Source organism: Anaerocolumna chitinilytica (assembly GCF_014218355.1).
In the GTDB taxonomy this organism is placed as follows: domain Bacteria; phylum Bacillota; class Clostridia; order Lachnospirales; family Lachnospiraceae; genus Anaerocolumna; species Anaerocolumna chitinilytica.
The window spans coordinates 3,155,130-3,182,006 of record NZ_AP023368.1; the positions used below are offsets into that span (position 1 = coordinate 3,155,130).

The 26,877-nt window shown below is 36.8% G+C and carries 21 protein-coding genes; 6 read left to right on the forward strand and 15 right to left on the reverse strand.

Going from position 1 to position 26,877, the window contains the following annotated elements:
• The first annotated feature begins 18 nt into the window (after positions 1-18).
• From bsdcttw_RS13810 to bsdcttw_RS13820, 3 genes are read left to right on the forward strand one after another with little or no spacing between them, the layout of a single operon-like run.
• On the forward strand, positions 19-843 hold the full coding sequence (locus bsdcttw_RS13810; protein ID WP_185255443.1) for a helix-turn-helix domain-containing protein: 825 nt from the start codon (positions 19-21) through the stop codon (positions 841-843).
• A 56-nt stretch (positions 844-899) separates the two neighbouring features.
• Positions 900-2,135, forward strand: coding sequence for a tyrosine--tRNA ligase (gene tyrS / locus bsdcttw_RS13815; protein WP_185255444.1), 1,236 nt, complete (start codon positions 900-902; stop codon positions 2,133-2,135).
• A 45-nt stretch (positions 2,136-2,180) separates the two neighbouring features.
• On the forward strand, positions 2,181-3,236 hold the full coding sequence (locus bsdcttw_RS13820; RefSeq protein WP_185255445.1) for a Bax inhibitor-1/YccA family protein: 1,056 nt from the start codon (positions 2,181-2,183) through the stop codon (positions 3,234-3,236).
• 160 nt (positions 3,237-3,396) lie between these two features.
• Here bsdcttw_RS13820 and bsdcttw_RS13825 read toward each other — a convergent pair whose 3' ends face one another.
• The 3 genes from bsdcttw_RS13825 to bsdcttw_RS13835 all read right to left on the reverse strand — a co-directional run bounded on the left by bsdcttw_RS13825 (position 3,397) and on the right by bsdcttw_RS13835 (position 8,043).
• Entirely contained in the window at positions 3,397-4,605 is a 1,209-nt protein-coding gene (locus tag bsdcttw_RS13825; RefSeq protein ID WP_207726408.1) for a hypothetical protein, read from the reverse strand.
• Between the two features lie 71 nt (positions 4,606-4,676).
• Complete coding sequence (locus bsdcttw_RS13830; protein ID WP_185255447.1) at positions 4,677-6,071, reverse strand: dicarboxylate/amino acid:cation symporter; 1,395 nt, start codon at positions 6,069-6,071, stop codon at positions 4,677-4,679.
• 307 nt (positions 6,072-6,378) lie between these two features.
• The gene (locus bsdcttw_RS13835) at positions 6,379-8,043 is read right to left on the reverse strand and encodes a hypothetical protein (protein ID WP_185255448.1); all 1,665 of its coding nucleotides are present in this window, start codon (positions 8,041-8,043) and stop codon (positions 6,379-6,381) included.
• A gap of 749 nt (positions 8,044-8,792) precedes the next feature.
• Here bsdcttw_RS13835 and bsdcttw_RS13840 point away from each other — a divergent pair.
• Positions 8,793-9,260 carry a hypothetical protein gene (locus bsdcttw_RS13840; protein WP_185255449.1) on the forward strand — a complete coding sequence of 156 codons (468 nt, stop codon included), beginning with the start codon at positions 8,793-8,795 and terminating at the stop codon, positions 9,258-9,260.
• Positions 9,261-9,267: 7 nt separating this feature from the next.
• Here the strand turns inward: bsdcttw_RS13840 and bsdcttw_RS13845 are convergent, their stop codons facing one another.
• The 10 genes from bsdcttw_RS13845 to bsdcttw_RS13890 all read right to left on the reverse strand — a co-directional run bounded on the left by bsdcttw_RS13845 (position 9,268) and on the right by bsdcttw_RS13890 (position 19,851).
• Positions 9,268-9,918 carry an IS3 family transposase gene (locus tag bsdcttw_RS13845; RefSeq protein WP_225903870.1) on the reverse strand — a complete coding sequence of 217 codons (651 nt, stop codon included), beginning with the start codon at positions 9,916-9,918 and terminating at the stop codon, positions 9,268-9,270.
• On the reverse strand, positions 9,902-10,135 hold the full coding sequence (locus tag bsdcttw_RS13850) for an IS3 family transposase (protein ID WP_185255450.1): 234 nt from the start codon (positions 10,133-10,135) through the stop codon (positions 9,902-9,904). Before bsdcttw_RS13850 ends, bsdcttw_RS13845 begins: the two co-directional genes overlap by 17 nt.
• Positions 10,136-10,266: 131 nt before the next feature.
• Positions 10,267-10,587, reverse strand: a complete 321-nt coding sequence (locus bsdcttw_RS13855) for a helix-turn-helix domain-containing protein (RefSeq protein WP_185255451.1) — start codon at positions 10,585-10,587, stop codon at positions 10,267-10,269.
• A gap of 9 nt (positions 10,588-10,596) precedes the next feature.
• Complete coding sequence (locus tag bsdcttw_RS13860; RefSeq protein ID WP_185255452.1) at positions 10,597-10,938, reverse strand: transposase; 342 nt, start codon at positions 10,936-10,938, stop codon at positions 10,597-10,599.
• A 281-nt stretch (positions 10,939-11,219) separates the two neighbouring features.
• The gene (locus tag bsdcttw_RS13865; protein WP_185255453.1) at positions 11,220-11,915 is read right to left on the reverse strand and encodes a hypothetical protein; all 696 of its coding nucleotides are present in this window, start codon (positions 11,913-11,915) and stop codon (positions 11,220-11,222) included.
• Between the two features lie 741 nt (positions 11,916-12,656).
• A complete protein-coding gene (locus bsdcttw_RS13870; protein WP_185255454.1) occupies positions 12,657-15,860 on the reverse strand; it encodes a DEAD/DEAH box helicase in 3,204 nt (1,067 codons plus the stop codon).
• Between the two features lie 452 nt (positions 15,861-16,312).
• On the reverse strand, positions 16,313-16,597 hold the full coding sequence (locus tag bsdcttw_RS13875; protein ID WP_185255455.1) for a hypothetical protein: 285 nt from the start codon (positions 16,595-16,597) through the stop codon (positions 16,313-16,315).
• Positions 16,598-16,736: 139 nt separating this feature from the next.
• Positions 16,737-18,047, reverse strand: coding sequence for a D-alanyl-D-alanine carboxypeptidase family protein (locus bsdcttw_RS13880; RefSeq protein WP_225903658.1), 1,311 nt, complete (start codon positions 18,045-18,047; stop codon positions 16,737-16,739).
• A gap of 82 nt (positions 18,048-18,129) precedes the next feature.
• On the reverse strand, positions 18,130-19,158 hold the full coding sequence (locus bsdcttw_RS13885; protein ID WP_185255456.1) for an asparaginase: 1,029 nt from the start codon (positions 19,156-19,158) through the stop codon (positions 18,130-18,132).
• Positions 19,159-19,284: 126 nt separating this feature from the next.
• Positions 19,285-19,851, reverse strand: coding sequence for a flavodoxin family protein (locus bsdcttw_RS13890; protein WP_185255457.1), 567 nt, complete (start codon positions 19,849-19,851; stop codon positions 19,285-19,287).
• Between the two features lie 430 nt (positions 19,852-20,281).
• Between bsdcttw_RS13890 and bsdcttw_RS13895 the strand changes: the two genes are divergently transcribed.
• On the forward strand, positions 20,282-20,671 hold the full coding sequence (locus bsdcttw_RS13895) for a hypothetical protein (protein ID WP_185255458.1): 390 nt from the start codon (positions 20,282-20,284) through the stop codon (positions 20,669-20,671).
• Positions 20,672-20,904: 233 nt separating this feature from the next.
• On the opposite strand, the gene bsdcttw_RS13900 is transcribed toward bsdcttw_RS13895, so the two are convergent.
• Complete coding sequence (locus bsdcttw_RS13900; protein WP_207726409.1) at positions 20,905-21,255, reverse strand: hypothetical protein; 351 nt, start codon at positions 21,253-21,255, stop codon at positions 20,905-20,907.
• Between the two features lie 580 nt (positions 21,256-21,835).
• Here bsdcttw_RS13900 and bsdcttw_RS25070 point away from each other — a divergent pair.
• Entirely contained in the window at positions 21,836-22,555 is a 720-nt protein-coding gene (locus tag bsdcttw_RS25070; protein WP_225903659.1) for a D-alanyl-D-alanine carboxypeptidase family protein, read from the forward strand.
• Here the strand turns inward: bsdcttw_RS25070 and bsdcttw_RS13910 are convergent.
• Positions 22,515-26,759, reverse strand: a complete 4,245-nt coding sequence (locus bsdcttw_RS13910) for a 2-hydroxyacyl-CoA dehydratase (protein ID WP_225903660.1) — start codon at positions 26,757-26,759, stop codon at positions 22,515-22,517. The genes bsdcttw_RS25070 and bsdcttw_RS13910 overlap by 41 nt on opposite strands.
• Between the last annotated feature and the right edge of the window lie 118 nt (positions 26,760-26,877).

Below are 26,877 nucleotides of genomic sequence, written 5' to 3' on the forward strand. Positions count from 1 at the left end.
AACGAACAGAGGTAATTTATGATAAATGAACTTCACTTCTCCATCCCCCCTTGGCCGGAATGTACTACGGGAAGCTATCGCTTTTTTGAAGACGGCGAGAAACATATCACACGGGTATGTGATTACTTTGTGTTAATTATTATGCTTGAAAATACACTTTACTTTACCGAAAATGATTTGGATATCAGTGTCAGTGCCGGCGAATGGTATATTCAAATCCCAGGTTTAAAACAGGAAGGTAAAATAGGAAGCCCTGCACCGGTGTATTTTTATCTTCATTTTAATGCCTTGGGGGTTTTACAGGATAATTCCTTGGATATAATACCCTCTGCCTGGGATTCTTCCAGCTTTAAAATTCCTGTTCGCGGTAACTTTGATCTTCGGTATCTGAAACCTTTCCTGGACCAGCTGGATACTCTCTTAAAATCAAGAGCATACGATATTTTAGGGAAAGAAGCCTTGTTCCTTACTATACTGAAGCATCTTGCTACTTCTAATCCACAGTCTGAAGGTTTGAGAGGCTTTATAGATAAAGTCATGGAGTATCTTGCTCTAAATTATAATAAACCTCTTGTTTGCAGCAGCTTGTCACAGAAGTTTAACTTTACTGCGGATTATATCACTCGAAAAATGAAGCAATATACAGGTATAACTCCGTGGCAGTATATACAGCAAATCAGATTAGACCGGGCGAAGGAGTTATTAAACAGTACGGATTATACCCTTGCTTCTATTGCAAATCTAGTAGGATATAGCGATCTTTCCCTGTTTTACAAGGCTTTTAAAAAATCCACCGGTACAGCTCCCGGAGAATGGCGAAAACAACAGCGCCAAAAATATTGAAAAACTCTCTTTTTTCATATATAATGTTTCTAACTACTTAAAGGAGGACAATAAAAATGTCAGAGAATGTTTATGATATTTTATTGGAACGTGGATTTATTGAACAAACAACCCACGAACAAGAAATAAAAGAATTATTAGGGAAGGAAAAAGTAACCTTTTATATAGGCTTTGATGCTACAGCTGACAGTTTGACAGCAGGACACTTTTTAACAGTTATGGCTATGATGCATATGCAGCGTGCCGGTCACAGACCTATTGCCCTGCTTGGCGGCGGTACAACAATGATTGGTGACCCTTCCGGTAAGTCCGATATGAGAACTATCATGACAAAGGAAACCATCCAGCATAATGCTGATTGTTTCTACAAACAGCTTTCCCATTTTATTGATTTTGATAATGATAAAGCTATTATTGCAAATAATGCGGACTGGCTGTTGAATCTTAACTATGTAGAGTTCTTAAGAGAAGTCGGCGTACATTTTTCCGTTAATAAGATGCTCACTGCTGAGTGCTATAAGCAACGAATGGAAAAGGGTCTTACCTTCTTTGAATTCAATTACATGATAATGCAATCCTATGACTTCTTAAAGCTTAACCAACTGTACGGCTGCTCCATGCAGCTTGGCGGTAATGACCAGTGGTCCAATATCCTCGGCGGTGTTGATTTGATCCGCAGAAAAGAGCAAAAACCAGCATATGGTCTTACCTTTAAGCTCTTAACCACCAGTGAAGGCATTAAGATGGGCAAATCCATGAAAGGCGCTGTATGGCTGGATCCGAACAAGACCACGCCTTATGAATTCTACCAATATTGGAGAAATATCGAAGATGTCAAAGTGGAAGAATGCCTTGGACTGCTTACCTTCCTTCCGATGGATGAAGTAAGAAGACTTGGTGCCCTGCAGGATGCTGAAATCAATTATGCAAAGGATGTCCTTGCTTACGAGATTACAAAGCTTGTACATGGTGAAGAAGAAGCTACAAAAGCCAGAGAAGCCTCCAAAGCCTTATTTGGCGGCGGTATGAAGTCCGAAGATATCCCTACCACCTACTACAGTGAAGAGCAGTTTACTCAGGGAATAGATCTGATTACTCTTATGGTTGACGGCGGTCTTGCTGCTTCCAGATCCGATGCCAGAAGAAATATTCAACAAGGCGGTGTAACAGTAAATGAAGTTAAGGTAACAGAATTCGATAAAGTATTTACAGTCGGCGATATGGATTCTGACGGAATGCTTCTTATCCGTAAGGGCAAGAAAGCATATCATGCTTACAAAATTGAAGCTTAATGTATTAAAAGCCTTTAATAAAAAAACCTTTAGGAGGTAATGTCTATGCCCTGGTGTCCTGAATGTAAATCAGAATATGTAGATGGAATCACCACCTGTCCGACCTGTGGTATTCCCTTAGTTGACAGCCTGGAAAAGACGGAAGCACAAGTAGAATTCTTAGACACAAAGAAAGAAGCTTTTGCAAAGAAATTCGTGGAGTTTCTTGAATACTCCAATATTAAAAATGCTTCTTATTCTTTCAAAGAAGAAGACGCGACTTTCGTGGTCCTCATTGACAAAAAGGATCAGAAGCAGGTGAAGAAGCTCTATGATGCATTTTATGCCGTAGAAGCCGAAAAGACCTTAAAAGCTGCTGCCGTTAAAGGGGCCTTCTCTTCCGATTCAGAAAATTTTAGAAATGAATTATCCAAAGATGACGAAGCCCTGGAAGAAGTTTATGCAGATGCTGCTTATGAAGATGCTACTTATGAAGGGAATGAATCCTCCTCAGAGACTACTGATGAAGAAACAGAAATCATCGATGAAGCTGATGAGGACTATGACATGGATGAGGTTACAGAAGAACTCTTTGAAAAAGAAGAAGTTCAGGGAATCTTTGAAAGTGCAAGACCTCCGGTAGTTGAATCCTCCACTTACGTTAAAAAGGAAGAGCAATATAAAGATTTAAGCTCCTCTGCTTCTTCTTTTATCATTGTTTCAATTGCCGGCCTCGTATTACTTTTACTGAATGCTTTTGGTGTTATCAGCATCTTCTCCGGAGCACTTTCCTATATTGTAATGGGTGCAGTGCTGATTGCTTTTCTTGTTATCGGAATTACCACCTATCAAAGAAGCAAACAGGTAGAAAAGGAAATCAGTGATGAGAATTCCATTACAGATGCTATCCAAGAGTATTTAGATGCCAATCTTACGAAAGAAAAGATAGATAGCTTTGCTGACCCATCTGCTGCAGAAGAAGTGAAATTCCTTCAGCAGATGGAAAAAATGAAAGCTATGGTTGTTGCTAAATTCGGTGAAATGGATGATAAATACTTAGACCGTCTAATGGAAGAATATTATAACGACCATTTTGAGGAAGAGGAATCAGAAGAACCTTAATAATCAATACAAAATAAGACCATAGATTTCAGTATGCTGAAACCTATGGTCTTATTTTTATAGTAAGGTACTATTATTATCTCTGGTATGTAACCTTGGACATTTCGTTTTCGTGTATCTATTAGGAAATCCAAGCTAATCTTTAGGCTATCCCGATATTTTATATAGACTCTTCTCTTTTATTAACTGTACCTGCAACCAAATTACCTCCCAGAACAACTGCTCCCAGTACTAAAAGGCCAGTTAGAATCAGAATTCCAGGAATTAGACCTTGATTATCACTGGTAAAGCCTACAGTAAGTGCTTGCCAAAAGCTATCAGCAGCTTTAGGACCAATCGCAATCTCCTGCCTTGTAATTTCTTTCCCTTGATAAAGAACGACTATGTGATGCGTACCTTCTGCTAAATCTTTTGGGATATCAAACTGTGCTTTAAAGGAACCATCTTGAGTAGACTCAACAACTCCTAATTGTCTGGGTTCCGATTGTATAACAATCTCCAGATTCTTTAAATCCTTATAAAAGCCTGAACCGGATATGATGATAGAACTTCCGGCATGTATTATGCTTCCCGCTGCTTCTGTGATATTCAGCGAACCTTTTGTATTAATAGCTTCTGTTATCTCTTCTGCAGTATCAGAACCTTCTGTAGAGCTTTCAGCGGTAACCTGAGGTTGTTCTTCAGTATTTTGGGATACTGATTTCTGATTTCCATCTACTTCCGGTACCGCATTCTCTGTTTTACTGCTATCTTCTTTTTGAGTGTTGCTTTGAGCCGAATTGTTTATTTTATCAATAGCTGATGCTTCAGAAACACTTTGTGAGGTATTATTAGACTTTCCTGATGCCTTTTCCGTAACTTTAGCAGTATTTTTACTGGAGCCAGCAGCTGTTGTACTATTTGACTTCTCACCGGATGTACTTGCTATCTCTGAAGTACTTGCTTTCCCGGAATCATTTTTTGAGCTTTGGGATTTACTGCTATTATCAGACTTTGTACTGTCCGTGATTTTAGAATTCCCACTGCCGGTTTTTGTCGATGCACTGCCGGCAGCATTACTGTCTTTTGTATCATTGGCAGCCGTCACAGGGGTTGGAGTAACTGCAGGGGTAGTAGTAACTGCCGGAGTTTTACTTCCAGCCGGTCCATCCGGTGTATCCCCTTTGGTTTCATCATAACCGGGCCAGGGCACCGGAACTCCTGTGGAATCGTCATATCCGTCCAAATCACAGTCTTCCAAAGGAGCTGCAATGAACTTATGAAAGCTACCCGGCACTACTAGTACCAAACCCAGTATCAGTAATACAGAAAAAACAGCTTTATATATTCTATTCCTATACAATCTCCTAACCTTAAAATCATTCACCATTTGATTTCGTTCTCCTTTCATTCTCCAACGCTAATAAGCCGACATTTTACTTTCATTATTCTGCCATTGACTTATAAGCGGCAACCGGCTCCCACTGGTACCTCCTCCAAAGAATCCTGAATAACCTCTGTCTCCACAGAATCATTAATTTCAATATCATTGAAGATTTTATCATTCAGACTGTTTTCTTTCCGGCCCACAATTGCAGCTGCTACCATTGCACCGGTGATATTGGTGGCAGTACGTCCGGTATCGGCAATGGCTGAAATCGGAATACTAAGGACAATAAGCTCCAGGGGCAACCCCATAGCAGTGAGAACACTTGCCGTGGTGATAGTGGCAGTACCTGGTACCCCTGCTGTTCCAAGCGAAACAAACAAGCTGACAACCGCTAAAAGAATATAATCTTTTATACCATAATGAATTCCCAGACCGTTAATTCCATAGATTGCGATGAGTACCGGCCATATTCCGGCACATCCGGGCATTCCAATAGTAGTTCCAAGAGGAGCTGTAAAATTCGCAACTTTAGGTGCTATACCGATTTTATCTACCAGGATTTCAGTGGATATGGGTAATGTTCCCGCACTGGATTGTGTTGAGAAGCCAACAATCTGTGCGGGTAATATCTTACGGAAGAACCGAAAAGGACTTAACTTTGCGAATACCTTTACTAATACAGCATTAATGACCCACATATCAAAAGCAAAGGCAATAAAGGATACAATGAGCAGCACCAGAAGGGACCATATAATACCTGCCCGGCTGATACCATTCCCTGTTGCGGTAGCAATCAATGTCAGAACTGCATAAGGAGTAAGGCTAATAATAAAATCTACTGCTTTAAATATTATTTCCTTTACAGCTTCGATAAACTTCTTAAATATTTCTACCTTCTCATGATTTTCATTGGCGGCCATTATATAAGAAACAGCTATCAATACAGCAAAGAGTATCATAGGAATTGTATTCTCCTCGGCAATATCACTGATAACATTGCGAGGGAAAAATCCGATAAGAACCTGAGTAAAGGGCACGACCTTACTCTGAAAATTCTGTGCATCAATACCCTCCAGTGATAGATAAGAATTTCTTCCCACGCCAAAGGTCAATCCCAATCCCATGGACAATAATATTGCAAGTAATGTAGTCATAAGCAGCCATAAGATGGAGCGCAGACCTATCCCTTTTAACTGTTTCATAGAACCCAATGAGGTTATACTGCTAAGGATTGATACAATGATTAAAGGACTTACAATCGCATTTAATGTACTGACATAGATTTTACCAATAGGCATAACCCATGAAGTGTGCCCGGAAAAGATTATTCCAATTACAACACCTGCCGCTAATGCCCCTAAGATAATACCAGTAAAACTCACTTCTTTTTTCTGCAATTTATATATAATTATAAAGAATATTAATACTATTACGAAAGCTGCCACTGACAACCAATCTATATTCATTCCGATAATTCCTTTCCAAGTCTTTGCAATCTGTCATTATAAGCCATTAACCTGAGACCATATGCAAATATCAGGAAACGCAAATGCATTCCCTGATATTATTTAACACCTTACATCTCGCCGCCTTTACAGGTTATGTTGTTAATCCATTTACAGCTTCCCGTTTATTTCTATCGTTTTACTGTAAAACTCACAGTGAAAGATGCAGATATCTTATTACTGCCGGTAACCTTTACAATTGCCTTATAAGTTCCTGCCTTCAGTCCGTCAACTGGTTTAACGGTAAAAGAATCACTTCCGTTTAATGTTATGCTTTAATCGTTGTATTTGAAAGCTTAAAATACTTGCTTCCGGAGCCGGTTAAGGTTATTTTCAGCTTTCCGGTAGGACCGCCTGCATTTGTCACTTTTACAGTGAAAGCTTTATGATTTTTATACCCAACCTTAGCCGCCTTAAAAGTGTACTTTCCGGTTTTAGAAAGGGTCACTCCATACTTATCAGGTTTTAATACATTATCCAGAGCTGCTACTGCTTCTTGTGCAAAATCCACTTTACGAAGTCCGTCAATGGTGCCTTCTGCTGCTACTGCATTAGGTGCTTTTAAGACCCAGGCAAGTTCAAGCATATATTCGGTATAGGTTCCATCATTTGCAGTATTTTTATGAAGCCATTGTTTTGTAACCGGTTCGGCTTTATCCTTGTTATAGCTAATCAGGAATGGTAACTGAAGCCGGATGGCATTCTTGTTGTCTCCATCAGCCCAGGGAGCTGTAGAAGTAAGAGTACCGTTTAAATCACCATTCGGATAATAGCTAATACTGTTATTCTGCTTGGAGTTATTTTCTGTTGTAAAGTTTCCAAAATACTTTGCAAGTTCTCCGTATAGATAGCTGATATTACCATTACCGTTTTCAGTATTTACACTATTACGGGAATTGAAAGCACTTGAGGATGCTGTTACTTTATTGATATCTGCACCGGTACCGAAAGTTAACTGATTTCCCAAGGTTGTATCATATACATAAATTTTATCATAACCGTATTCTTTTGCTTTTCTGGCAACACTTCCAATAATGGCCTGTGTGTTATGGCACCAGGAAGCGCCAAAGAATATAAGATGGTCCCCAGGCGAATTTAACAAGTCAATTAACTCTGCAAAATTCACTTGGTGCAGAGCAAAACCGCTTTTATCTCCATCTGTGAAGATTTCAGTGGAGGCTGCCCCTGTTCTATTTCCTAAAGGATCTGTAACACCATTATTATAATTGAAATATGTGGCAGAGGCATTAAATACTCTCTTAAAGAAGTCAAAATCTGTTCTTGTACTGGAAGCTACTACATTACCGGAAGCATTTCCTCCTCTAAAAACCTGTGCAACACCAGCGGTAGCAGCTTTTTCATTATAGGTATCCGAATCTTTAAAACTGTAATAAGCATTAATCTTGGCAGTACTCTCACTGTTATAGGAAAACAGCAGCGTATCTGTTGAATTGTAACTCTTTATCGGTTCTTCTGACGGCAAAAGAGCGGTTATCCTGTTCCAAAGTTCATTTACCGAAGTTCCGTTTGCTGTTTTAAATACTGTATCGCTTTTGGTAATGTCAAGCTGATACCCATCAAGATAAGGATCAAAATAATATATCTTAGTTATACCATCCTTTTTAGCCTCTTTATTTATTGTACTAAGTATTGTCTGGCTGGTTTTTAGTTTGGCGCTGCCAAAAACAATATAATAATTTCCTTTACTGCTTAAAATATCCAGTAAACGTTCTTGTGTAACTGACTCAAACACGTGCCCTGAAGATATGTTGTCATAGGAATCAGCAATGTAATCCCCGGTAGTACCTCCTGCTGCCTTGCTCCATGTATAGGGTTGATTTGCTTGTGCAGCTGCTGCCGTATTAAATACGGTAGTAATTGCAAGTGCCAATGTAATAACTCCTATAGCTGCTTTTTTGAAAAATACTTTCATAAATGTCCTCCCTTAATATGATTTCTTTTGAATCTGATATTCTGCTGCATTTTTCTGGATTCATCAGGTGCCTTTACATCATATTTTCATAAAAAGAAAATGCCGATGTATTTAATTCATACTATTCTTATATGAATTATATGTTTTATTATGGTTTGAATAATATCATATCATTTCTTAAAAGTCAACAGATATATTACATTATTTTGGAATATTAAATAACATATGGAAACAGTTAAGCCGAAAAAGCTCTATAGCTTTCCATTCACACTATATTAATTTACTCTATATCTAAATCCATTTTGATTTTTGGCAGCACAATTGCATAGTACATTCATTAATATCCCAAAATACTTTATATCAGTAACGCGTGTATTCCTACAAATCACGAGAAGTACAACTACTATGAAAAGAAGATAACGACAGATGAAACCGAACTGACGGTTTTAATAATGGGTATATTTACAGCAAACCGTAATAACATGGCGCGGAAATCACGGCAAAACTGTAAAAAATGTTCTTGCCTAACGTAACTGGATAATAAAATTTTGAAGCAAGAGGGGCTGGTATCACAAACTATTGCAATCCTACAGAATAATAATGTTAAATTTAATGTAAATATTGACAATCGGTAGTTATTTATGCATAATATTATTTAAATATCAATACTTTTTTAGTATTTCATTTAAACTTATAATTACTTGCGATAAACATATTAATATATTTTTGTTTTATAAGGAGCGATGCTGGTGAACAAAAAAAAATACGGATTAATTATATTTATAGTTTTTTTTATGATATTATTATTTTTTTCAAGTAGTGATCACAACTTAAATAATAAAATTAGTCGTGAAAAAGAACATAATATCAATACAAAATATACTTACAATAATGAGGAAAATACGATATTAAATGATTTAGTATATCATCAATATGAATCAGGTATTGTAGTGGACACTAATTCGATATTGACAATTGAGAGTGAAGATCTTTATGAATATGGGATTGAATATAACTTTTATTTACTAGATCATAAAAACAAAGAACTAGTTAAACTAAATTATAACGATAATAATAATATAAGTTATGAGGTCTTAGAAAATGGTGCCTATTCAATTTATGCTTATAATAAAGATAAGAATGAATTAATAGATTTATCATCAAAAATTAAAGTCGGTACAAATTATAGCACATCAAATAATTATAAAATAAAATAGTAAGTCTTTAATAAATTTGGACTAGTATCAATGAATTGCTTCCCGTCAAGTAGACAATTGAAAAAATAAAAATCTTTTTCTGCCAGTAGGTATCGCCTACTGGCAGTTTTATGCAACTTAGCAAATATAATTCATGCTTTTCCATTGGAGTTAGCACACCAAGCTTTCTCTGCAAGCGTTTATTATTATAGTAATCTATGTAATCCTCAATCATTTTCAAGAGGGTTTCTCTATCTTTATAACGTTTTCCGTAGTATCTTTCTCTTTTTATAATTCCCCAAAAACCTTCCATTGGACCATTATCAATACATTTAGCAACCCTGGACATACTTTGAATCATCCCTGCATCTCCTAGTTTTCCATGGAATACCCTGTTTGTATATTGGAATCCTCTATCACTATGAAATAACGGATATGCATTTGGATTAGATTTTACGGCCTGATCCATAGTATTAAAAACCAGGGCGTTATTGTTTGAGTCTCCAATGACAAAAGATACAACTCTCCGGTCAAACAAATCCAAAATAGCACTAAGATATATTTTATGTACTTCTATCCCTATGTAATACTTGAATTCTGTTACATCAGTAAGCCATTTTTCATTCGGTGCATCTGCCGTAAATTCTCTGTTTAAAACATTTTCAGCTATGTTGAGGATTAGTAGCTTGTCTTGTACATCCGTGGTTGGAGTATTTTATCGTTGATTTTATGTCCTTTTTACGACATATACGAAGCACACGCTTATCATTTACATTTATATCATGATAGCGTTCTAAATCATCTCTGATTCTTCGATACCCTTTATCAGGGCTTTCGTCATGGATGTTTTCTATCACTTGTGCAATTTTATGATTTTCTATTTCTTTTTCTGGCATTTTCCTATTCAGCCATTTATAGTAAGCGGCTCTGGAAATCTGCCCTAGTTTACAAAGTTCTGCTATTGGATAGTTATGCTCTTCATTTTCTTCTTTAATGGCCTGGTATATGTATTCGTGACGAACCAGGCTTAGCCCTGCCTCCTTTCTATCTCTGCGATTTTTTTTAAGAAAGATACCTCCATTTCTGCATGTTGCTTTTCGGCTTGTAAAATCTTATTTTCCGCACGCAGCCTTTCTAATTCACTCATTTCTTCTTCTGATATTCGATGGCCGCGATTGTCTTGCAAACCATCGACTCCGTGTTTTTCGTATTTAACAGTATAATTTCTCGCTTGCTGATAGGAAACCTGATATTTCTCTGCTGTCTCAGAATAATTATGTTCGTGTGCAATACAATACTGTACAATATCAACTCTTTCATCAAATGTGGTTTTTCTGCCTTTAGTCATGATAGGGGCTCATCCTGTTCCAGAAGCTTTCAACTTCTCATGACTATTATACTTCAAAATCCACTTTTGTAACTGGGTAGTTGACTTTATTCCATATGTTTTACAAATATCATACTGAGAGTTTTTGCCTGCAAGATAGTCTTCCACGGCTTGTGCCTTTAATTCTTTAGAATAATGTTTGTTTCCTCTTCGCACAAAAGCATCGCTACCTAATGATTCGTAGTTTTTTATCCACATATGAATGGATTCTGGGACTAATCCTGTAATTCTAGCTATTTGTCCTTGAGACATACTTCCAACTAAATATTGTTGGCAATAATAAACTTTATCTTCCGGTGTAATTTTAGACATATAAAGTGCTCCCTCCTAAGTAAAACAAGTTTTATTATTTTACTTGTCTACCTAGAAGGGAGCATATCACAATGTTGACACTAGTCCAAATTTTATTTTTAAATTGAATGAAAGTTATATAACTAGAAGCAGAATAAATTTTTATATAGTGCTCCATTAGATACTCGAAATATTTAATAATAATAGCTTAATATACTGTAAAAGAGTGGAATCAAAGAATTCCACTCTTTACTAAGTATATGATATCTAAAATTAAAAATAAATAAGTACTAGTTTAGGATTTAAGATATTGGTGAAGAAGCATATATATCACCTTGTCCGGCTCCAAAGGTGCAACTTATATTATATATAACTCCATCTTGTACATATGCTGAAAGATACTTAACACATTTGAAAGTACAGCTAACCTTAGTTCTATCAGTACTAAATGTTTGTGTAAGGCCAACTGAGGGATCATAATATGGATAAGAACCATGATATTGCCCATATTGATCTACACTACTATAAATATATGTTGTCCCATTAACATTTGAAATAGTAGAAGTTATTTTAAGGTAATTAGAGTTGTACTGTCCTCCATAAAAATATTTTTGTGTACTTGTTGAAGTTGAAGACGAAGTAGATGAAACAATATTTGATTCCGTAAAATTATTTTCAGCTATAATTGTATTTTGGACAGATTTTATTATACTGTTATCTGTATTATATAAGCCTCTAATATAAGCATCAAACTCATCCATGCTCATATTTTGATAAAAATTAGTCATTTCTTGAATGCTAGAACCGTTTTTTAAAAGATTTTCTTCCGTTGGAAAAGTATAATTGGTACCAAATTCTTTGTTGATTTTAGCTAGCTCATCAACATAAGGCTTCAATAGTAAATTATTATCTGCTGCAGCAAAGATATTATTCACAGGAACAGTAAAAAATAAAATTAACCCCAAAAATATTGATATTCCTTTTTTTAAATAGTTCATATCATTTCCTCTTTAGATAAATTATTATTAACTACAATGATAGTATATCGCAATATCCATATTATGTAAAGGTTTTTTTTGTAAATTCCAGATGATTGTTAAACCAATTTACACAATTAACCATATTGTACTTAATTCATAAAGCTTTAAAATGTCAGGTTACACACATCTCGATCTTTATAATCTTACATGTTACTTCTGATATAGCATTATCAAATGGGCATCCTTTGTGGCTCATATATCGAGTGATTTCAAAAGTTTTAATATATTCACTATAATCTGGTGTTTGAACTCATTGCATTTATCCGTATGGAAAATGTGGATATTTTCAGGTTACCCTTTATGATTGGAAAAACTTGTTTTACAAGTAGATCTGTGTTTTATTAGGCCCGGCACTATAACGTACATTTCTCTATTAAAGAGGTCGATAAAAACATATATATAGTTCCATCTCATACCGATTCTAACATATGTTAAATTACTTACTACCACGTTTCGAATGGACTGCTTGTTAAATTGCCGGGCACTTTCTCTTAGCGCTATGGTAGAGATCAATGATTTATTGCTTAAATTCTGATATAAATACACAACATCTTAGTGTCATTGCTTTAAAACTTTATGGCATCATCTTTTCTCCATTAAGAACATAATTTATAGCCTTTAAAAATTCTGCCCAATAATTAAGTCGATACAAATATATCATGAAATATATAAAACATACTATGATAAAACAGATTTCATTTAACTAAAGATATCTTCCAATTCTTCTTTTGTCAGCGAATTAATGAAGACCTCCTGGGATTGTATTACGGAATCTGACAGGTTCTTCTTCTTAAGCTGTAATTTATAGATCTTTTCTTCAATGGTACCTTTTGTAATAAGCTTTATTACGTGAACGGAATTCATCTGCCCGATACGGTATGCTCTGTCGGTGGCCTGGTCTTCCACCGCTGGATTCCACCAGGGATCGTAATGGATAACCGTATCTGCTCCGGTCAGGTTAAGTCCGGTTCCTCCGGCTTTTAAAGAGATTAAAAATACTTCTCCTTCTCCTTGATTAAAGCGTTTTACATATTCATTACGTTCCTTAACCTTCGTAGATCCTTCCAGATAGAAACTGGTGATCTTACTCTTTTCTAATTCTGTTTCAATGAGGGAGAGCATGGAGGTAAACTGTGAAAAGACGAGTATCCTATGCCCATTTGCCAGACAATCCGTAATAATCTCCATCAACAGTTCAAGCTTTCCGCTTCCGCCGCCATAGTTCTCAAGAAAAGTACCCGGATGGCAGCATATCTGTCTTAGTCTTGTCAGGGCTGCTAATATCTTTAGCTTGCTCTTTTGCAGACCCTTTTCCTGGATTTCCATATTGATTTCATTTTTGGCGTTCTCCACATAAGCCATATATATCTTACGCTGTTCCTCCAGCATATCCGTTAACATCTTTGACTCAACCTTATCCGGTAATTCCAAGAGTACATCCTTTTTCATTCTTCTTAGAATAAAGGGTAGAATTCGTTTATTCAGGTCTTCCAGCACTCCCTGTTCTTCTCTCATGATTGGTTTTTCATATTGATTTACAAACCGGGCATGGCTAAAGAGATACTCCGGCATAATAAAATCAAAAATGGACCAAAGCTCAGACAGGGAGTTCTCAATCGGGGTACCTGTAAGAGCAAAACGATGTTTAGCTTCCAGTAACTTCACCGATTTTGCATTCAGGGAATCTGCATTCTTAATATACTGTGCTTCATCAATAAACACCGTATGAAAGAGATGTTTCTGATAAAAACTGATATCCCTTCTAATCAAGGGATAAGAAGTAATTAGCACATCCACACCTTCCGTATTCTCAATAAGTTCCTGTCTTTCCTTTGGATTACCGGTAACAACCGCAGTATGAAGCATAGGTGCAAAATTCTCAATCTCATCCTGCCAGTTATAGGTCAGGGAAGAAGGACATACTATCAGGAACTTTTCACTGGGATTAGCTTCCTTTATGGCAGCAATATAAACGATTGTCTGAAGAGTCTTACCAAGACCCATATCATCCGCCAATATTCCACCCAGCTGATTAGTGGACAAAGTCATAAGCCATTTGTATCCAATTACCTGGTAACCTCTAAGTTCAGCTTGAATCCCCTTTGGTATTTCATACTCAATACTGTTTGGATTAACAATAGCCTCCACCAAGCGGTTAAAGCTTTCATCTTTTAGCACCTGAAACTTGGTGGTATCCATAATATTATTCAAGTAGACTGCCGCGTTTTTGGGAATATTCACGGTATCTCCGTTCATATCACCTGCGACCCCCAGATTATTCAGTACATCCCAAACACCGGAGATATTATCATCTTCCAGATTGATAAAACTTCCGTCCTTTAAGCGATAATACTTCTTTTTCATACGAAAAGAACGAAACATTTCCTTTAATTCTTCACCAGGTATTCCTTCATAATCTAAATCCATTTCCAAAAGATTAAGACCATTTCCAACCCTTAATCCCGCCTTCACATTACCAGGAGCTTTGATGCTGATTTTCTTAAAGGCCTCTGAATAATAAAGCTCACAAAATGCTGCCAGTTCTTTTATCGAATCTGTTAAGAACTGATAGATTTCATCATCATTACGCATGAAAAAGCCATGCTGTTTTGGCTGAAATCCAAGCTTCTCCAGAAATTCGAGGCAATGTTCTTCCTTCTCCGGCTGTCTGACAATGATAAAATTGTCCATGGGAGCATTTTCAAAAGCATTGAATTCATAAGAACCATAACGAAACTTAAGTTCCGCGTGAACATTATTCTTGCTTCTATCCAGATACACCACCGGTTCCAGATCTGCAACAATAAAACGATCCTTGATTTCCTTCGGTACATTCAATTTCAAAGTCTCTGTAATTCTTGGAAGTACCGACTCCAGGAATTTGCTCTTATTTTGCCCTCTAAAGATTAAAGCTTCTTTATCAACCCCAAGATTGTTATAAAAAGGAAGATAATTATTTAAGAATCGCTTGGTAGGTTTGTAGAGACAGTCCTTAAAAAATAGCAGCTCCCCGGACTGCATAACAGGGATTACTCCGCTGTTTTCTGCATAATCCATGGTAATTGCGTCTTCCTCTAAGGATAAATCATAGTTCAAAACAGGATTATCCTGCCTGTATATGATATCATCATAGGTCTTACCATAAAGTTCAAGGGTAAATTCCATCCCTTCCAGAAGGGTTAGAATACGAAGTAACATATTCTTTGTTAAAATTACATTGGTTTTAGAAAACAGTTTGGAATAAAATAACTTATCGATTCCTTCCTGAATTTCATAAATCTCCATGATATAGTCCAGTATCTTCTGAGAGTGTTTATCGAATTTACTCTCTCCGGGAACAAACTTGAACTCTTTGCCAATGACGATAGCTTCTTTGTTATTCATATCTGATAGAAACTTCTTAACTGTCTGAACTTTATAATAATGGTGATTTCCCACCCTCAGGGATAAAAGTGCAGCACCTACATCACTACGAATAATACTCGGAATAGAAAGAGTAGGTTTTATATGAAAAGTCTCACCTTTTGTTATGACTTCTTCCTGATTGGTAAAATATCCAAGTATCTGATATACCTGCTTTTCCTCCGGGCTTTCCGGTTCTTCCATCATGGAGCGCTCCACATAATTCAGCACGAAAAAGAGAGCAGCTACCACATGGCGGCAGGCTCCGTTGTCCTTTACATGCTCCGGACAATTACATTTATAATCAAAAGATCCATCTTCAAATACAGGGATAACTACCTGATATTCAAAGGTGTCCTTCACAGTAATACGATAAAAGTTCTTATGACCTGACCAGGTTGCATTTACAATACAGTTTTGCTTATAATCCTGCAAGCCTCTTGCATAGGCGGTTTCACTGGATGCCAAATTTCTGATTCCCATTCTGGATAACCGTATCATTATCAGTCTCCTTTTTCTTGTCCTTACTTTGCATCCTTATATTATATCATATAACAAAATGCTTTGTTAAGCAAAATCCGCAGGAAATACAAAGAAAAAGTAACAATTTAACTTTGTATGATTGTAAAATGACTGGAAGCGGACGATGGCAGCTGATTTTATTCATACATTTTATTGTTCGGATTTTCGAATTCCACTAAAATAGCAACAGTCATTCCTAAAAGACTAAATTACACCAAACTCGCTTTCAGCTTAATTGTTATGTAACGCTGTGAGCTCAGACATGGTGTAATTTAATCTAGTCATAACTGCTGCTATTTAAGTGTCATACGAAATCCCTCAATATAAAATGCCTGAATAAAATCAGCTGCCATCTGTGTACGACTATAAATATTTTGATATAATTATAAAACTGAATTGGATAATGAGATTGAATAAAGTAGAACTTTCGTCTATACGTAATATTCCTTCGCAGAAAGTACTTGTTCCTCACTGTTTTGGGGCTTACGTCTGCTCCTGATATATTTACGTCTGTCTTTTAACATTAGAAGGATTCCGGATACAAGGCAGAGAAGAAGGCCGAAAAAAGGCACAAGGAGTTTACTCACTCTTTCACCACCGGTTAAGATATAATAGATTTCCCAAATAGAAAAAAGCAGGGATAGAACAGCATAAAGAAAACCGATTTTTAAGATGTGATATTTACATTTTTTATTTAGACTGTACTGCTTTTTCATAGGAATTCCCCCTTCTGACCGTTCTCAAATAGTGCATTTAATTATTAGACGATTCAAAAGGGAGAAAAGTTTCAGAAAAATGTTAGAAAAAAGAAATAAATTTGTCAGAATTAAGATTTAGTATTTTTTGATACTGTATTCATTCCATATGCTGCCATATATCAAGGATTTTTTGGAAGCAATATTTAAAATCTATCTTCTCAACTGACGTCTTTGTTAGAATAGGGACCTCACCAATCAAGGTATCTCCAATATAATATTTCGCGGTCCCTACTTCCGTATCACACATAACCGGAGCTTTGATCCAGGACGGAATGGTATATTCCACATGCACCTTTTCACCTTTTCTCATTAAGAGTGAAATATCTCCCTCATAATAAAGCGGTACATATTTCTCTTTGCCTTTTAATACGGCAATGGGATCGAATTTCTTATCAGCATAAAAGACCTGCTTCATTTCGTAGTTCTTCACTCCATAATCCATTAATGCTTTGGTATCCGTCCATTTGTAGGTCTTATGAGGGGGCCAGCCGGAACCTAGAACTGTAGATATAAAGGTCTTATTGTTTTTTTGCACTGCACCGACAAAACAATAGCCAGCTTTCCCGGTAAAACCGGTTTTTATACCAATGGCACCATCGTATAGGGATAAAAATCTGTCTTTATTATTTACGGTAAAGCTTCTTCCCTTATTTATCTCTGTGAATTGCCAGGAAGGTGTATTAATTATTTTTAAAAACTCTTGATTTTTAATTGCATAGGCGGCTATACGGGATAGCTCTACGGCTGTGGTATAGTGTTCATCTGCATCCAGACCATTTGGTGTTACAAAGTTTGTATGCTCACAGCCTAACTCCTTTGCTTTTGCGTTCATCATCATAGCAAAACACTCCACAGAACCTCCTACATGTTCTGCAATGGCAACTGCCGTATCATTATGAGATTCCAGCATTAGTGAGTAAAGTAAATCTCTTAAGTAGAATTTCTCACCGGCAACGATATTTAACTGTACATCCGGCATAGAAGACGCATATCTCGAGATTGTTACTACATCATCCAGATTCGCATTCTCCAAAGCTACTATACAAGTCATAATCTTCGTAGTGCTGGCCATGGGGAGTTCTTGTTCGCCATTCTTTTCATAGAGAACTCTTCCATTACTGGCATCAATTAAAGCGGCAGCTTTCGCAGATAAACTCATCTTTTTGATTTCTTCTGTGTCTGGGTCCGCCTTGGATTTTGCTTCATCGCCGTTGTTTAATTCACTATTCTGTTCGTCCTCTGTCCCTGTTTTCTGCTGCTCTGTCCTATCCTTTAAACTAGATGCTATTATGTCCTTCGCTGCCAGTCTGTCATATGTAAGCTGCTTTAATACTGCATCATACTGTGCTATACCGAAGACGGCAAGCACAATAAGTGAACTAATGATGGATAATATTCGATTTTTCATGCATGGGTTTCCTAAAGATATCTTTAACATTATTTTATTGCATGTTTCTTTCGGATATCCCTTATTTTAAAAGAATCTGATATTATTGCTTTACCGCAAGTTCTCCGCAGAGGTTCGTCTGTAATAGTGTCACCAATTCTTCATAGGAATCTGTACTACCAAGCCCCCACATAAGCTTAGTATATACCGCTTCCGTAGTCATATCATAAGCGGAAAGGATTCCGTTCTTCTTAGCTGTCATACCAACTTCATAAGTATCCAGATTGACTCCGTCATAAACACATTGGGTAGCCATAATAACCGGTATTTTCTTTCCAGCCATCAGATCTATTTTCGCCATTAGCTCCTTATTGTCCACAGGCATTCCTCCAAGGCCATATCCCTCTATGATAACGCCTTGATAGCCTTCATTTAAAATATAGTCAATAAGGGATGCTTCAATTCCCGGAACCATTTTAAGCACAAATATCTTAGGTATCTTCTTATTCTTCAATTTCGGAACAGAGCACGCAGCTTCCAATTCCTTCTCCCTCATATAACTGTATTCCTGGGTTATAAATAATCGATTATCCTTAATCACACCGACATAAGGGTAATTACAGCTTATATAAGCATCCTTATTAATTGAGCTTCGTTTATAAGCCCGAGTACCGTTTATAACCTTATCATGAAATACGACAAATACACCTTTTAGCCTTGGATCTGCTGCTGCAATTACCGCATCCCTCAGATTCTTCCCACCATCACTGTTCTTACCGGATAGCGGAATTTGTGAACCTGTCAAAATAATCGCTTTATTCACTCCTGCAAATAAAAAGGACAGCATAGCCGCACTATAGGACATGGTATCCGTGCCATGAAGAATTACAATGCCGTCGTACCTGTCTATACTTCTTTGTATGGAGTCTTTCACGATGTACCAGTCTTCCGGGACAATATTACTGCTGTCCTTATAGAACACCGCTTCGATATCTATCTCGTATTCTCCTGAAAGCTTTAATAACTTTTCATTCAAAAGCTCTGTAACATCATTATTACCTGGCTTTAACCCATCTGCTGTCTGAAAACTCAATATGGTTCCGCCGGTTGTTAAAACAAGTACCCTTTTCAAGGTCACTCCTCCGATTCTATTTATTCTTTAATCAGTTATGTATACTAATTTGTTTGGAGCAGCAAATCCTCTATTATCAGATAATTTCTGCCAAAACCTATGTAACCAATTTCTATTCAAGGTGTATTATATGCCATGGCCAAAGGATTTGCAATTAAATTGCTCCAGAATTATATTCATGTTTTTAACTGCATTTTCATCTTTAATTGGAGAAATGTTCTCCGTATTATGAGAATATGCTGTCCCGACAGACACCGCGTTCATCTTGCGAAACAGACTCTCTGCCGTATCGATTGCTTTACTCATAGATCCGTCTCCGCCTCCCACCAAGATAATTCCACCCTTCTTTTTCTTGATAATCGGTATTTCCTTTCTGAAAAACCTGGCACACCAATAGGTCTGAAGTCTGCTCATAACCGCTAACAACTGCCCTGTTAGCTCAGAAAAATAAATAGGTGATGCAATCAGAATGTTATCACATTCCTGTATATATTCGTACACCTGCTGCATCTCATCCTCTTTCGAACAACCGGCATTTGTCTTACAATATCTGCAGTCCGTACAAGGTGCAATATTACAATAATAAGCATCCACCACCCTATATTCTCCCTCAAGCTTCTCCGTAAATTCCTTTAATAGAGTTACCGTATCACCATTCTTTCTTGGTGAGCCGTTAAATATAAGTGTTTTCATAACTTCGCCTCTTCAATGCTCTTAATATTATCTGTTTAAGACCATACCCTTCTATAATTATCATACACACAGCCTTTATTCTTGTCCAGTTTATTCAGTGCACATATTATGAATTCCTTATAGTTCTGCCTTGTAGTCACATTATTAAACCTTGCAGTTCTGTCTTAAAGTCATATTTTTTAACCATTGCCTTTCAGTCTTACAATCATATTATTAAACCTTTGCCGTTTAGCCTTATAGTCATATTATTAAACTTTTGCTGTTCAGTCTTACAGGCATAGTGTAAAATTGGTAAATATAGTATAGTAAAAGAGGATATAATTACTTGAGATGGTTTTATAATAAATTTAATGGATTAAACTGGTTTTAAATTGAACCATTATGGTTACTAAGTATCTTTTTTTTTATTAATTGTTGAAAGGGTTGTTTTATGAAAAATTATTATTTGATTATATTGGTAATTATTACCTTATGTTGCACTGCATGTAGTAAAAAGGATGAAGTGATTATTGATAAAAATGTAGATTCAATTACATTATTAAATAATTTAGATGATTATGTAGAATATAAAAGCGATTTAATTGATAATAAAAAATTAATTTTAACATTCAATTTTAGGAATGACGTTTCAGTTCCAGATAATCCTCCGGTTGTAGAAGTTAAAGTTTATCTTTGGATGAATGATGATGTTATTGGTATATACCACAAATCTTTATACAATAATTATGAAGATTATCTAAATTCAGTAAAACTAACATTTGATGCAGATGGAAAGGAATTTAATAAGTTTGAGGTTTCGTTTGAGGGAAACACTAAATAAATTAATATACATAATTTTACTAATCCTCCAATTAATAGGGTGTGTCCCAAACCTTATGTAACCTCCAAACTGATGTAAAATAAAATTATCAGTTTGGAGGTTAAAAAAGGAAGGGATGAATCTCCTGAAAGACAGGCTTTACTTAGTTCTTTAATAATAAATGCTTTTATATTCCTAATCTACTATAAGATGTATGTATATAGTCTTAAAAATCTAACAAATATTCGAGTTTGTTATTTTGTACTCGCAAATCCTTTCATAATAGTTTTTATAAGTTCATCTATATCATTATCAGTATCCTTAGCACCCTCCTTAAATAGATTCCTTATATCTTTTATAGATTGGGTTTCACCGCTTAACTTTTCTGATAAAGCAGTAACCTTATTTATAACATTAGTAGAAGGTTTGCTTCCATCAAGATTTAATAACGAATTTAATTCATTTAATCTGGCAAGTTTATTTGTTAGTTCCTCCTCTTGTCTAAAAGGGTTGTCAAGTTCAGCTTTGGCATTCTGTAATTGGTTTATGATTGATTCTAAATCGTCCTGGTACTTTTTCATCCTTTCATCCATATTGAATTTCATTTTTCTTTGCTTCTTCTTTTCTAGCTTGTTAACTGCGTGCCATTGCCATTTAGCCTTATAGTCATATTAATAAACCTTTGCTGTTCAGTCTTACATTCATATTTTTAAACTTTTCCCTTCAGTCTAAATGCTAATATTAAAATTCAATAGCGATACACAGATGGCAGCTGAATCCATTCAGGTATTTTCTATTGAGGGGTTTCGTATGACACTTAAATGCCAGCTGTTATGACTAGGATAAATTACGCCATGTTTGAGCTCACAATGTCACACAACCCAAAAATCAGAAGCGAGTTTGGCGTCATTTATCCTGCCAGGAATAACAGTTGGCATTTTAGTGGAATTCGAAACCTCGAACCTGAAAATATCTGAATGGATTCAGCTGCCATCGTCCGTCCCCATAATCAATAAATTTTAGAACCACCAATGCCAGATCTTTAAACTTCTTAATCCCTCCTTACGTTTTCATAAGATTATCTTAAGTATTCATAATAGCTCCTTAAAACACACAGAGCCCTCTGTCTGCTATAATATGGTTGTAATGGTAGTATTCCTTTGGAATAGAAATGAGGTATATATTATGAAGAAAATTAAACTTGAGAATAGTAATATACATAAAGGGAATCTCATCTTGGTTAACGGAGAACATCCCATTGAAGAAAAATATGCGGCTAACGATACCGCACTTGTGAACATAGACTTTTGGAATCAGGAAATCCTGCTGGATTACTTGGCAGCAAAGGAATTGTCTCATTTAATGAATGAGCTGGAATGCGGAAATGAAATTATACCAGTAAAAGGATACGAAAAACCTACACTTCCTGTTTCATCTGAACAGGATAAAGAACATTTCACCGGTCTTGCCGTAGACCTTAGTGCTAACGAAATTGAGAGACAATCCAAGGGTTTCCCGAAGAAAGGAATTTGCAAGGAATTTCGAAAACTGGCATCTAAACATGGCTTTATTGAACGTTATCCAAAAGCAAAGGAAGAAATTACAGGTGTAGAATATCAACCGGGCCATTTTCGTTATGTAGGCTACCCCCATTCGGTTATTATGGAGGCATTGGATATCACCATGGAGGAATATCTTAAAACCATCGAAGAATACTCCTCCAAGGAAAAAGCTTTTCGTTTCCGTGATAAAGAAAATCTTTATGAGATTTTCTCAGTAAAGGCAAAAGATGACAATTCTACAATAGTAGAAATAGCCGATGGAATTCCTTTTACTGTCAGCGGAAACAATATTGACGGATTTGTTATGACTCTGTCTTTAAAGCTACAGAGAGCATTAACTTAACACGGTTAATCTGATTCACTTGTGAGATACCAGGATCATAATCAATTGGCATAATGTTAGCCCTCGGATATCTTTCTTTGATAGTTTTAAACATACCTCTGCCGGTTATATGATTGGGCAGGCAGGCCAAGGGTTGTACACATAAAATATTTTGTATACCATTTTCCAGGTTGTGTATCATCTCTGCCGTAATAAGCCAGCCTTCTCCGGTCTGATTCCCTAAAGACAGCACTTCCTTTGCCTTTTCTGCTAACTTCTCAATAGAGGAAGGTGACTGGAAGTGTTTACTTTTATTAAGCTCCTCTATGATAGTCTTTCGGTAATAGGAGAGATAATGAATACCCATACTGCAAAAGTCCATAGTAGATTTCTTTCCGCCAAGATATTGATATTTAAATCTGGCATTATAAAGGGAATAGAAGAAGAAGTCCAGGAAATCAGGAAGTATTACCTCTGCTCCGCCTTCTTCCAGAGTTTTAATGATATCTCCATTTGCCATCGGATGATACTTGGCAAGGATCTCTCCCACTATGGCTACCTTTGGTTTTTTAATATCCATAACTTCTATTTTGTCAAAATCCTGTATAATCTCAGTCACATTCTTGTCAAACTGCCTTTTTCCGGTACTTCTGATATTTTCTTTTATAACCTCTTTCCATCTGTTATAAATCTTAATGGAAGTTCCTTTTACTGCTTCATAAGGTCTGGTCCCATACAATAGCCGCATAAACAAATCTCCGTATATGATAGCCATCATCAGTCTTTTTACAAAGATTGGTGATAACTTAAATCCCGGTTGCGCTCCAAGCCCCGCCACGTTCAAGGAAATTATGGGAATATCTTCGTAACCCGCCTGCTTAAGCCCAAGTTTTAAAAAGGACATATAATTGGTTGCACGGCAGCCGCCACCTGTCTGACTTAAGATTACAGAGGTATTGTTTATATCATACTTGCCTGATTTTAGGGCATGAACGATCTGACCGATTAGCAGAATCGCCGGATAACAAGCATCATTATTGACATATTTCAAGCCCTCTTCAATGGCACCATCATCTGTATCAGGAAGTATTTCAAGCTGATATCCGCTTGTCCTGGCAGCTTCCTTTACAAGTTCAAAATGGATTGGTGCCATCTGTGGTGCAAGGATTGTATGCTTTTTACGGTTTTCTTTCGTAAACTGCCTGGATTTATAACCATAATCTAAGAAGTTTTCCTTTTCCTGTTTTGTCTTTCTCTGTTCAGTTGCTGCTATCAATGAACGGATTCTGATTCTTGCCGCACCTAAATTCATCCCTTCATCAATTTTTATTAAGGTATATTGCCGGTTAAAAGAATGAAGTATCTCAATTAATTGATCCGATGTAACCGAATCCAAACCGCAGCCAAAGGAATTCAGCTGTATAAATTCCAGGCACTTTTCTCTTCCGGATACTTCCGCCGCACGATACAGTCTGGAATTATAAGCCCATTGATCTACTACACGAAGTCTGGAGCTTAATCCTGCCAGATGTGAGATACTATCTTCTGTCAGTACTGCTATACCATAACCTTGAATCATTTCCGGAATACCGTGATGTATCTCCGGGTCTACATGATAGGGTTTACCGCACAGCACAATCCCTTGTTTCCCTTCTTTTTTCAGATACTCGATTGTTTCTTCCCCTTTTCTTCTTAATCCCTCTTTGAAAGCTTCAAACTCTGTTCTGGCTTTCTTGACGGCTTCTTTGGCTTCTTTTAAAGTTACCATATAAGAATCAAAGGCTTTTACAATATTCTGGGCTAGAAGGGTATCGTTATTCATGTTTAGAAAAGGTGCTATGAAGGTAATTCCTTTGGCAGCTTCAATGTTATTACGTAGAACTTCTCCATAAGATATTACGATAGGACAGTTAAAGCAATTATCCGCTTCTTCATATTCCTTTTTCTCATACACTACGGAAGGGTAAAAGATGGTGTTAATACCTTTTTCAATTAAATCTACAATATGCCCATGGCTTAGTTTTGCCGGATAACAAACAGAATCTGCCGGTATACTATCCATTCCCTTCTGGTAGATATCCTTAGAGGAAGCTGATGAAAGTATTACTCGAAAACCAAGCTCTGAGAGAAGGGTAAACCAAAAAGGATAATTCTCATAGACAGAAAGTGCCCTTGGAATACCAATAGTCCCTCTCAGAGCAGTTTCTTCCGATAGAGGTTTATAGGAAAATAGCTTTTTATATTTATAAGCGTATAGGTTGGGGACATCCGATTTACTTACTTTGCTGCCAAGACCTCTTTCACAGCGGTTGCCGGTAATAAAGAGTTCACCCTCGCCTAATTGATTAATGGTTAATAAACAGTGATTCGTACAATTATCACAGCGTTTATTATCCACTTTGATATGATAATTCTCTACCATATCCTTACTCTTAAGACTGCTTTTCCTGCCTTGTTCATAACTGTCTTTTGCTAAAAGTGCAGCACCAAACGCTCCCATAAGCCCTGCTATATTCGGTCTTATTACATTCCTTCCCGTAATAAGTTCAAAGCAGCGAAGCACTGAATCATTCAGAAAAGTTCCCCCTTGAACCACAATATGATCACCCAAATCTTTTTCATCTCTAATTTTTATAACCTTATAAATTGCATTTTTAATAACTGAATAGGAAAGTCCGGCAGAAAGGTCCGAAATCTCCGCTCCTTCCTTTTGTGCCTGTTTTACCTTGGAATTCATAAATACCGTACACTTTGTTCCAAGATCAACAGGCGCCAGGGAAAACAGTCCCAGTTTAGCAAATTCCTCGACTGACATCTGCAGAGATTCAGCAAAACTTTCCAAAAAAGAACCGCAGCCGGAGGAGCAGGCTTCATTTAATAGAATACTGTCCACGTTTTTCTCTTTGAGGCGAAGACATTTCATATCCTGACCGCCTATATCAAGGAGAAAATCAACTTCCGGTTCAAAGAATTTAGCTCCCCGTAGATGAGCTATAGTTTCAATTTCACTCATGTCCATGTGAAATGCTCTCTTAATTAATTCTTCTCCGTAACCTGTGACACAGCATCTTGCTATACGGATATCATCTGTAAGCAGTTCATAAATCTCCCGTAAGACTTTTGCTGTTTTCTCCACCGGATCACCTGCTGATTTTTCATAATGTTCGTATAGCAGTTCTCCGTTTGTTCCAAGCAAAACAGCTTTTAAGGTAGTGGAACCTGCATCCAGCCCTAGAAATACATCACCTGTATATTCTGCAATTGGCATTCGTTTGCAATCGTATCTATCGTGTCTTTTTTTAAATTCCTTATATTCAGCCAGAGTAGTGAATAGTGGCGCCAGCGTTTTTGTTTCCTTTCCGGCAGTTAGACTAACTATTCGTTCTGACAGTTCTTTCAGTGTTATCATATCAATATTACTATATTTTACTTCCTGCGTTAATAAAGCACTTCCGATTGCAGGATAAAATAACCCGTCAGAAGGCAGAATAACCTCAGTGGTATTAAGGGTTTCCACAAAACGCTTTCTTAGTTCGGATAGAAAGTAGAGAGGGCCGCCCAAAAATACGACTCTCCCCTGAATTGCTTTTCCCCAGGATAGGCCTGTGGTGGTCTGATTTACCACTGCCTGAAAAATGGAGGCGGCAATATCTTCTTTCCTGGCTCCGTCATTTAATAAAGGTTGTATATCTGTTTTGGCAAATACACCACACCTAGAAGCAATTGGGTATATAGTTCTTGCTGATTTGGCATATTCATTAAGACCCGAGGCATCCGTATGAAAAAGAGCTGCCATCTGGTCAATAAAAGATCCAGTTCCTCCAGCGCAGCTATTGTTCATACGCTGTTCTGTTACCGGCTTTAAATACGTAACTTTTGCATCTTCACCGCCAAGCTCAATTACGGTATCTGCCATGGGATGATAAGTTTCAACTGCTTTTGTACAGGCTATAACCTCTTGTTCAAAAGGAAGCTGTAACCATTTAGCCATTGATAATCCGCCGGACCCGGTTATAATCAACTTACAGGGTATATCGCCCATATGCTTCCTGCACAAAGTGATAACGGAAATTAACGTATTCTTTAAATCCGAGAGATGTCTTTTGTATTCTTTATAAAGTACTCGGTTCCTGCTATCCAATACAGCTATTTTAATAGTTGTGGAACCGATATCCAGTCCAATCTTATAGATTTCTGAACTATTGTTTTTTAATTGATTTTCCACGAAAAAACCTCCTGTCTTTCCTAATTATGGACAGGATTTTTAAGAATCATTCAGTTGCGAAGCAAATACAGTATCCCATCGGTAACAAAAAAAGTCTTTGTCCTTTCCAACAGATAAA

What these genes read in the sequence shown, in the direction of transcription:
- bsdcttw_RS13810 (WP_185255443.1), top strand. Translation starts at nt 19, where the DNA reads ATGATAAATGAACTTCACTTCTCCATCCCCCCTTGGCCGGAATGTACT.
- tyrS (WP_185255444.1), top strand. Translation starts at nt 900, where the DNA reads ATGTCAGAGAATGTTTATGATATTTTATTGGAACGTGGATTTATTGAA.
- bsdcttw_RS13820 (WP_185255445.1), top strand. Translation starts at nt 2,181, where the DNA reads ATGCCCTGGTGTCCTGAATGTAAATCAGAATATGTAGATGGAATCACC.
- bsdcttw_RS13825 (WP_207726408.1), bottom strand. Translation starts at nt 4,605, where the DNA reads ATGGTGAATGATTTTAAGGTTAGGAGATTGTATAGGAATAGAATATAT.
- bsdcttw_RS13830 (WP_185255447.1), bottom strand. Translation starts at nt 6,071, where the DNA reads ATGAATATAGATTGGTTGTCAGTGGCAGCTTTCGTAATAGTATTAATA.
- bsdcttw_RS13835 (WP_185255448.1), bottom strand. Translation starts at nt 8,043, where the DNA reads ATGAAAGTATTTTTCAAAAAAGCAGCTATAGGAGTTATTACATTGGCA.
- bsdcttw_RS13850 (WP_185255450.1), bottom strand. Translation starts at nt 10,135, where the DNA reads ATGCCAGAAAAAGAAATAGAAAATCATAAAATTGCACAAGTGATAGAA.
- bsdcttw_RS13855 (WP_185255451.1), bottom strand. Translation starts at nt 10,587, where the DNA reads ATGACTAAAGGCAGAAAAACCACATTTGATGAAAGAGTTGATATTGTA.
- bsdcttw_RS13860 (WP_185255452.1), bottom strand. Translation starts at nt 10,938, where the DNA reads ATGTCTAAAATTACACCGGAAGATAAAGTTTATTATTGCCAACAATAT.
- bsdcttw_RS13865 (WP_185255453.1), bottom strand. Translation starts at nt 11,915, where the DNA reads ATGAACTATTTAAAAAAAGGAATATCAATATTTTTGGGGTTAATTTTA.
- bsdcttw_RS13870 (WP_185255454.1), bottom strand. Translation starts at nt 15,860, where the DNA reads ATGATACGGTTATCCAGAATGGGAATCAGAAATTTGGCATCCAGTGAA.
- bsdcttw_RS13875 (WP_185255455.1), bottom strand. Translation starts at nt 16,597, where the DNA reads ATGAAAAAGCAGTACAGTCTAAATAAAAAATGTAAATATCACATCTTA.
- bsdcttw_RS13880 (WP_225903658.1), bottom strand. Translation starts at nt 18,047, where the DNA reads ATGAAAAATCGAATATTATCCATCATTAGTTCACTTATTGTGCTTGCC.
- bsdcttw_RS13890 (WP_185255457.1), bottom strand. Translation starts at nt 19,851, where the DNA reads ATGAAAACACTTATATTTAACGGCTCACCAAGAAAGAATGGTGATACG.
- bsdcttw_RS13895 (WP_185255458.1), top strand. Translation starts at nt 20,282, where the DNA reads ATGAAAAATTATTATTTGATTATATTGGTAATTATTACCTTATGTTGC.
- bsdcttw_RS13900 (WP_207726409.1), bottom strand. Translation starts at nt 21,255, where the DNA reads ATGAAATTCAATATGGATGAAAGGATGAAAAAGTACCAGGACGATTTA.
- bsdcttw_RS25070 (WP_225903659.1), top strand. Translation starts at nt 21,836, where the DNA reads ATGAAGAAAATTAAACTTGAGAATAGTAATATACATAAAGGGAATCTC.